This window comes from Mycobacterium sp. (genome assembly GCF_032162605.1).
Classification (GTDB): domain Bacteria; phylum Actinomycetota; class Actinomycetes; order Mycobacteriales; family Mycobacteriaceae; genus Mycobacterium.
The window spans coordinates 1-6,163 of record NZ_JAVROT010000455.1 but is presented as its reverse complement, the minus strand read 5'-3'; the positions used below and the strand labels follow the sequence as shown (position 1 = coordinate 6,163).

Sequence of the window (6,163 nt, the reverse complement as noted above, 5' to 3'; positions counted from 1 at the left end):
CGAGGCCGACCTACCCTGGCCCGCGATCGACGGCTGGCTGGCGGCGGTGTGGGCCAGCCCGCTGCTCGAGCCCCCGCACGTGTTGCGTCGCCAGGAGCACCTGCTCTACCTCGACAGGTATTGGCGGGAGGAGCAGCAGGTCGCCGACGACCTTCGGGCAATGGTGTCGCGCAGCACCGTCGACACAGTCGACTCGAAGGCGGACATCGAACGCCTCTTCCCGACGGGCTACGAGGAGCAGCGCGGTGCTGCCGAAATCGCTCTGTCGCAACGGGTGACCGTGCTCACCGGCGGGCCCGGCACCGGCAAGACCACCACCGTCGCGCGTCTGCTGGCGCTTTTCGCGGGGCAGGCAGGGTCGGGGTCGCGGCTACGCATCGCGCTGGCGGCGCCGACCGGAAAGGCGGCGGCCCGACTGCAGGAGGCCGTGCAGCTGGAGATCGACAAGCTCGAACTCGTCGATCAGCGGCGGCTTTCGGGACTGCAGGCCACCACGATGCATCGCCTGCTGGGGAGCCGTCCGGACAACTCGTCGCGGTTCCGCCACCACCGTGGCAACCGACTGCCCCATGACGTCGTCGTAGTCGACGAGACGTCGATGGTGTCGTTGACCATGATGGCCCGGTTGCTCGAGGCGGTGCGCCCACAATCCCGGCTGCTGCTGGTGGGTGATCCGGATCAGTTGGCCTCGGTCGATGCCGGCGCGGTGCTGGCCGATCTGGTCGACGGTCTCGGGGCAGGCAAGGGTTCACCGGTGGTGGTCCTGCAGACGCCGCATCGATTCGGCGAGTCGATCGGCGCGCTGGCATCGGCGATCCGCACCGGCGACGCCGACGCGGCACTCGAGGTTCTGCAGTCGGGTGGCGATCACATCGAGTGGATCGACGACGAGGACCCGGCGATTCCGTTGCGCAAAGTGCTTCTGCCGCATGCGCTTGCCCTGCGACAGGCCGCTGTCCTCGGTGACGCCCGGGCAGCGTTGGCGACGCTCGACGAGCAACGACTGCTGTGCGCGCACCGGCGCGGCCCATACGGTGTGCAGCACTGGAACCACCAGGTCGAGCGATGGCTCACCGAGGCGACCGGCGAGCCGATCTGGTCGGACTGGTATGCGGGGCGGCCGGTGCTGGTGACCGCCAACGACTACGGGCTGCGCTTGTACAACGGCGATACCGGCGTGACGGTGGCCAGTGGGGACGGACTGCGGGCCGCGATCGCCAGTGCGGGCGAGCCGCGGGTGTTCGCGACCAGTCGGCTGCCGGACCTCGAGACGATGTACGCGATGACGATCCACAAGAGTCAGGGTTCGCAAGCCGCCGAGGTGACGGTGCTGATGCCACCGGCGGACTCGCGACTGTTGACCCGAGAGCTGTTCTACACGGCGGTGACCCGGGCCAAGTCGAAGGTTCGGGTGGTGGGCTCGGCCGAGGAGGTGCGGTCGGCGATCGAGAGGCGTGCGGTGCGGGCGACGGGCTTGGCGCTGCGACTGCGGGGCTAGGGTTTGACGGGGTGTCGACTTAGGATGGACACCCGGTTGAACGCGTTGATGGCGGTCGCCACCCAGATCACGGCGGACAGCTCGTCGTCGGTGAGAACCTTTCGCGCGCGGGCGTATTCGCGTTCGGCGGTGTCGTGCTCTGGTAGCGTCGTGGTGATCTCGGCGAGCCGCAGCGCGGCCTGCTCACGTTCGCCGAACAGTGCGGTGTCGCGCCAGACCGACAGCGTGGCGAGCTGCTTGTCGGTGACGCCCGCCGTGACGGCCCGGCGATGGTGGACCTCCAGGCACGACGGGCAGCCGTTGATCTGCGATACCCGGACGTTGACCAGCTCGACGAGCTCGCGGGACAGGCCCGCCTCCTTGGCCGTTGCCATGACGGCGGTGGAGACCCCAGCCAACGACTTGTAGGCCTCGGGCGATTGCTTGTCGATGTGCAGGTGCTCGGTGTCCATCACGCGCCTTCGCCTCGGGGGTACTGTCGGACCGATCGTACGCAGCGGAAGGAATACCGTGACCCTGAGCGACAAGACCGGCGAGCCCGTCACCGTCACCAAGGAGGACGGCCGGTTCACCGTCGCCGTCGACGGAAAGACCGTGGGCCTCACGGCCTTTGCCCACCGTGACGGCAAGCGGGTTTTCTACCACACCGAGGTCGACGACGCGTTCGGCGGACGTGGGCTGGCCACCATCGTGATCGCCGAGGCGTTGGCGGCGACGCGGGACGAGGGACTACGCATCGTGCCGGTGTGCCCGACGGTGGTCGCGTACGTGAAGAAGCACCCGGAGTTCGGGGACGTCGTGGATACGCCGACGAAGGCGATTCTCGACTCGCTGCAGTAGCGCCCGGCCACTCCCGTCACACCAGTCTCTCCGCGGTGCATCTCTCCATGTGCCCGCCTATGAGCGACTTCAGCGCCACCGAGCCAAAGTCGCTCATAGGTGGGACGGCTACCCCATCCGTCGGGCAGTAACTCCTGGGACGGGCGTGACTAGACGTGCAGGTGCGGGTGGCCGTCCGGATGTTCGGTCAGCCAGCGCGCCTCGACGCGCTTGACGCGGTGGTGTTCCAGTGCGATGAGGATGGCCCCGGCCGTCACCAGTGCGCCCGCGATGAACCCGAGCGGCAGCTGGACCTCCGGATGGCCATAGGCGGTGGCCGCGATGAAGCCGGCGATCGTCACGGTGCCGAGCATGATGAGAACGAGACCGGGCAGCCAGAGCGTGTCGATGAAGGATTCACCGGCATGGGGTTGGGTCGTACGGGAGTGATCGACGGGATCGCGATGCGCGCTCTTCATGTGCATCTCCCTTCCGTGGAGAGACGACCCATTGTACGCTGATTGTGAGCTGGCTCACACGACGCTGGCTGCCAGCGCCTGCCTGGCGTACGCCCGCACGTCCGCGTCGCCGTCCTCGAGCGCACCGGCCAGCGCGTCGCGCGCCGTCGCCTCCGAGGCCGCCCACCTGGTCAGACTCAGCACCGCAGCCTTGCGCACGTCGAGGTGCGGATCGGCCAGCGCACGCGAGAGCGGCGGCACCGCGGCCGACGGCGAAGGCGCCCCGGCCAGCGCGCGGGCGGCACCCTTTCTGATCTGCCAGGCCGACGCGTCCAGTGCACGTTCGACGGTCTGGCCGTCCTCGTCACCCCACTCGACCGAGCCCATGGCCGCCAGCGCAGCCGCCCGCACCAACGGGTCGAGATCGTCGATCAGTGTCCGCACGGACGAGCCCTTCGGCGCCCTGGACGTCTTTCAGATCGTCGCTACGCGCAGACTTGTACGAACCCGAGCGGCCCGGTCACACAGGGCCCGCCGTAGCCGCCGTACCCGTAGTAGGGAGGGGGCGGAGCCCATCTCGGTCCGCGCCAGCCGTCGCCGTCGCCGTGCCAGTCGCCTCCGCCGCCGTGTCCGTGGCCCCCGCCGTCCTGGGCCCAGGTGGTCTCCGGTGCCGTCTGCGACGGTGCGGCGTTCGCCACACCCGAGCCGATTCCCAGGGCCGCGAGCCCCAGTGTTCCTGCGACGGCGATGCCGCCTGCGATGGTCTTCAAATCAATCATGATCTACCTCTGCGCAACTGATGCCAATGAATACGACCCTGGGCCATCATCCAACCCAAAACCCACCCTGCACAACCGAAGCGGCACGGTGTCGTATTCCGTGGACACGGCGTTTCGCGGCCAACTCACGCGTGACGAGGGCGTTCCCAGTTTCGCGACCGAGATGTTGCCGAAAATCGCTACGGGCACGTCAATTATCTGGACGACTTCGGCGTCGTTCGGCGTCATCCGAACGGATGATGGTTTCTGATGATTTCCCACGCAACGCGGGGAGGAAACGTTGCCGTGGGTCTCGGCGATAGACCTTCATGACGGTCACCCTTGTGCAGGAAATGCCGAATCCGGTCCGGCCGCGCCCGGAGCTCGCACCCCGCGAGACGGAAGTTCTGCTGGCGTGGATCCTCTGCGACAACAAGGACGACGTGGCGCGGCAGCTGGAGATCTCGGCCACCACCGTCCGTACCCATCTGCAGCGGATCCGGGACAAGTACGCCGCAGTGGGTCGACCCGCGTCGACCAAGGCCGCACTGGTGGCCCGAGCCATCCAGGACGGGCTGGTCGACGTCAACGACCTGTGACGCCCCTGGCGCGGACGACCTGTTCGACGCGCCGGGCCGCCGCCTGCGGGTCTTCGTGCTCCCAGATCCGGACGCTGACCCACCCGGCGTCGGCCAGGCGCCCGTCGGTGTCGCGGTCCCGCGAGCGGTTGCCCTCGACCTTCTCGGCCCAGAACTTCGCATTCGCCGTAGCCACGGTGTGGTGTTCCGGGCAGCCGTGCCAGAAGCAACCGTCGAGGAACACCGCGACCTTGGCCCTCGGAAACACCAGATCGGCCGTCCGTCGGAGCTCGGCCAGCGGTTTCGCCGAGACGCGGTAGCGGAGTCCCAGCGCGTGGATCGCCGACCGCAGTGCCAGCTCCGGCTTGGTGTCGCGGCTCTTGTTGGACTGCATGCGCGCCCGCGCCTCCGGTGATGACGCCCAGGAGTCGGCCATGGGTCCAGCCTATTGACCGACGGCGCGCCGCTTCGCCTGCCCGATCTTGTCGGAGCCGCTGAATACCATTGCTCACGTGATCCGCCGCGGCCGCCGAACAGACGACTCTTCGCAGGTCGCACCACGTTGATGACCGAAACACAACAGAGCACTGCCCGACGACGGCCCAGTGTCGACGCCGGGTTCGAACACTTCCGCACGCGCAACGGAACCTACGAGCGTGTCATCACCCGTCGTGACGGTCGCAAGACGGCCAGCGCGTTGGCCGGCTACACCGGCCGCGATGCGCGGCCCACGTCAGCCGACGAGGCGGAACGCGCCTGGTTGCAGAGCAGGGTCCCGCCCCCATGCGGCGCATCGCGGTCGTCGTTGCGGGTCGTTGATCTGTTCTCGGGTTGCGGGGGCCTCTCGATCGGCTTGGCCGAGGCCGCCCGCGCCCTCAATCGGTCGTTCGAACCGGTGCTCGCGGTCGACGTCGACGCGGTCGCGGCGGCCACCTACGCCGCGAACTTCCCCACCGCCACCACCGTGAGCCAGGACGTCACCAAGGTGCTGCCGGGACGGGTGGGTTCCCGGCTGACCTCGGCCGAGCGGCTGCTGGCCAAGCAACACGCCGACGTCGACGTTCTGGTCGGCGGGCCGCCCTGCCAGGGCCACAGCGACTTCAACAACCGCACCCGGCACTCCGATGACAAGAACGAGCTATACGGCTCGATGGTGCGCGCCGCGGAAGTGCTTGAACCTCAACACATCCTGATCGAGAACGTGCCGGGGGCGCTGAACGACAAGCGCGCCGTGGTGCAGCGCACCGCCGATGCGCTCGGGGAGCTCGGCTATCACGTGTCCGTCGGGGTGATCAACCTCAGCGACCTTGGCGTCCCGCAGCGTCGTCGTCGGCTGGTCCTCATGGCCAGCATGACGCACACGACCACGCCGGCCGAGGTCGTCGCTCGACACCGGCGCGAACCGCGGGACGTGGCGTGGGCCTTCCAGGACCTCGCGCTGATGCCCGAGTCCCGGCGGGTCAGCCTGGTCGACGCCGTGGCCCGTTCGGCGCCAATGACGCGTAAGCGCATCGACTACCTCTTCGAGAACGGCGACTTCGACCTGCCGGACAGCCAGCGCCCGGCCTGCCACGCCGATGGTGGTCACAGCTACAAGGCGATCTACGGGCGGCTGGCGTGGGACCGCTCGTCGCAGACCATCACCACCGGCTTCTACAGCATGTGCATGGGTCGTTACGTACATCCGAGCGAACGCCGCACCATCACTGCGCACGAAGCCGCACGGCTGCAATACATTCCGGACTGGTTCTCCTTCGACGGCGTGAAGCACCGCACCGCGATGGCCCGGATGATCGGCAACGCGGTGCCGTCCCGGTTGAGTTACGCCGTGGCGCTGGAGTGGTTGCGGTGAAGCGGTCCAAGCTCAAGGTGGCCGGTCTGTTCGCGGGCATCGGCGGGCTCGAGCTCGGCATGGCCGCAAGCGGGCATCACGCGCAATTGCTCGTCGAGAACGCACCGCCCGCCATGCACGTCCTGCGGCGCCGCTTCCCCGACACCAAGATCGAGGCCGATGTCCGCGACCTGCGGGCCCTGCCGAACCGCACCGACGTC

General features: G+C 68.3%; 10 protein-coding genes and 1 pseudogene. 6 read left to right on the top strand and 5 right to left on the bottom strand.

Annotated elements, in window-relative coordinates:
- Positions 1-1,498: exodeoxyribonuclease V subunit alpha (gene recD / locus QOI01_RS25470; RefSeq protein ID WP_526385931.1), on the top strand; the 1,498-nt coding region annotated here is incomplete at its 5' end.
- On the opposite strand, the gene QOI01_RS25465 is transcribed toward recD, so the two are convergent.
- Entirely contained in the window at positions 1,495-1,950 is a 456-nt protein-coding gene (locus QOI01_RS25465; RefSeq protein WP_526385933.1) for a carboxymuconolactone decarboxylase family protein, read from the bottom strand. The genes recD and QOI01_RS25465 overlap by 4 nt on opposite strands.
- 58 nt (positions 1,951-2,008) lie before the next feature.
- On the opposite strand from QOI01_RS25465, the gene QOI01_RS25460 reads away from it, so the two are divergent.
- Complete coding sequence (locus QOI01_RS25460) at positions 2,009-2,338, top strand: GNAT family N-acetyltransferase (protein ID WP_526385929.1); 330 nt, start codon at positions 2,009-2,011, stop codon at positions 2,336-2,338.
- A gap of 149 nt (positions 2,339-2,487) precedes the next feature.
- Here the strand turns inward: QOI01_RS25460 and usfY are convergent, their stop codons facing one another.
- The 3 genes and pseudogenes from usfY to QOI01_RS25445 form a co-directional block, all read right to left on the bottom strand.
- Positions 2,488-2,796, bottom strand: a complete 309-nt coding sequence (gene usfY, locus QOI01_RS25455) for a protein UsfY (protein WP_526385927.1) — start codon at positions 2,794-2,796, stop codon at positions 2,488-2,490.
- Between the two features lie 54 nt (positions 2,797-2,850).
- A pseudogene (locus QOI01_RS25450) lies at positions 2,851-3,228 on the bottom strand (HEAT repeat domain-containing protein); the annotation flags it as partial.
- Positions 3,229-3,260: 32 nt separating this feature from the next.
- Positions 3,261-3,554, bottom strand: coding sequence for a hypothetical protein (locus QOI01_RS25445; RefSeq protein ID WP_526385925.1), 294 nt, complete (start codon positions 3,552-3,554; stop codon positions 3,261-3,263).
- On the opposite strand from QOI01_RS25445, the gene QOI01_RS25440 reads away from it, so the two are divergent.
- The gene (locus QOI01_RS25440; RefSeq protein WP_526385923.1) at positions 3,553-3,804 is read left to right on the top strand and encodes a hypothetical protein; all 252 of its coding nucleotides are present in this window, start codon (positions 3,553-3,555) and stop codon (positions 3,802-3,804) included. The genes QOI01_RS25445 and QOI01_RS25440 overlap by 2 nt on opposite strands.
- 58 nt (positions 3,805-3,862) lie before the next feature.
- A complete protein-coding gene (locus QOI01_RS25435) occupies positions 3,863-4,132 on the top strand; it encodes a LuxR C-terminal-related transcriptional regulator (protein WP_526385922.1) in 270 nt (89 codons plus the stop codon).
- Here the strand turns inward: QOI01_RS25435 and QOI01_RS25430 are convergent.
- Complete coding sequence (locus QOI01_RS25430; protein WP_526385920.1) at positions 4,119-4,547, bottom strand: very short patch repair endonuclease; 429 nt, start codon at positions 4,545-4,547, stop codon at positions 4,119-4,121. The two genes, QOI01_RS25435 and QOI01_RS25430, sit on opposite strands and share 14 nt — an antisense overlap.
- Before the next feature lie 129 nt (positions 4,548-4,676).
- Between QOI01_RS25430 and dcm the strand changes: the two genes are divergently transcribed.
- Together dcm and QOI01_RS25420 are read left to right on the top strand one after the other, a co-directional pair.
- Positions 4,677-5,963 carry a DNA (cytosine-5-)-methyltransferase gene (gene dcm, locus QOI01_RS25425; protein ID WP_526385918.1) on the top strand — a complete coding sequence of 429 codons (1,287 nt, stop codon included), beginning with the start codon at positions 4,677-4,679 and terminating at the stop codon, positions 5,961-5,963.
- Positions 5,960-6,163: DNA cytosine methyltransferase (locus QOI01_RS25420; protein ID WP_526385916.1), on the top strand; the 204-nt coding region annotated here is incomplete at its 3' end. The genes dcm and QOI01_RS25420, both read left to right, overlap by 4 nt.

What these genes read in the sequence shown, in the direction of transcription:
- QOI01_RS25465 (WP_526385933.1), bottom strand. Translation starts at nt 1,950, where the DNA reads ATGGACACCGAGCACCTGCACATCGACAAGCAATCGCCCGAGGCCTAC.
- usfY (WP_526385927.1), bottom strand. Translation starts at nt 2,796, where the DNA reads ATGAAGAGCGCGCATCGCGATCCCGTCGATCACTCCCGTACGACCCAA.
- QOI01_RS25440 (WP_526385923.1), top strand. Translation starts at nt 3,553, where the DNA reads ATGATCTACCTCTGCGCAACTGATGCCAATGAATACGACCCTGGGCCA.
- QOI01_RS25445 (WP_526385925.1), bottom strand. Translation starts at nt 3,554, where the DNA reads ATGATTGATTTGAAGACCATCGCAGGCGGCATCGCCGTCGCAGGAACA.
- QOI01_RS25435 (WP_526385922.1), top strand. Translation starts at nt 3,863, where the DNA reads ATGACGGTCACCCTTGTGCAGGAAATGCCGAATCCGGTCCGGCCGCGC.
- QOI01_RS25430 (WP_526385920.1), bottom strand. Translation starts at nt 4,547, where the DNA reads ATGGCCGACTCCTGGGCGTCATCACCGGAGGCGCGGGCGCGCATGCAG.
- dcm (WP_526385918.1), top strand. Translation starts at nt 4,677, where the DNA reads ATGACCGAAACACAACAGAGCACTGCCCGACGACGGCCCAGTGTCGAC.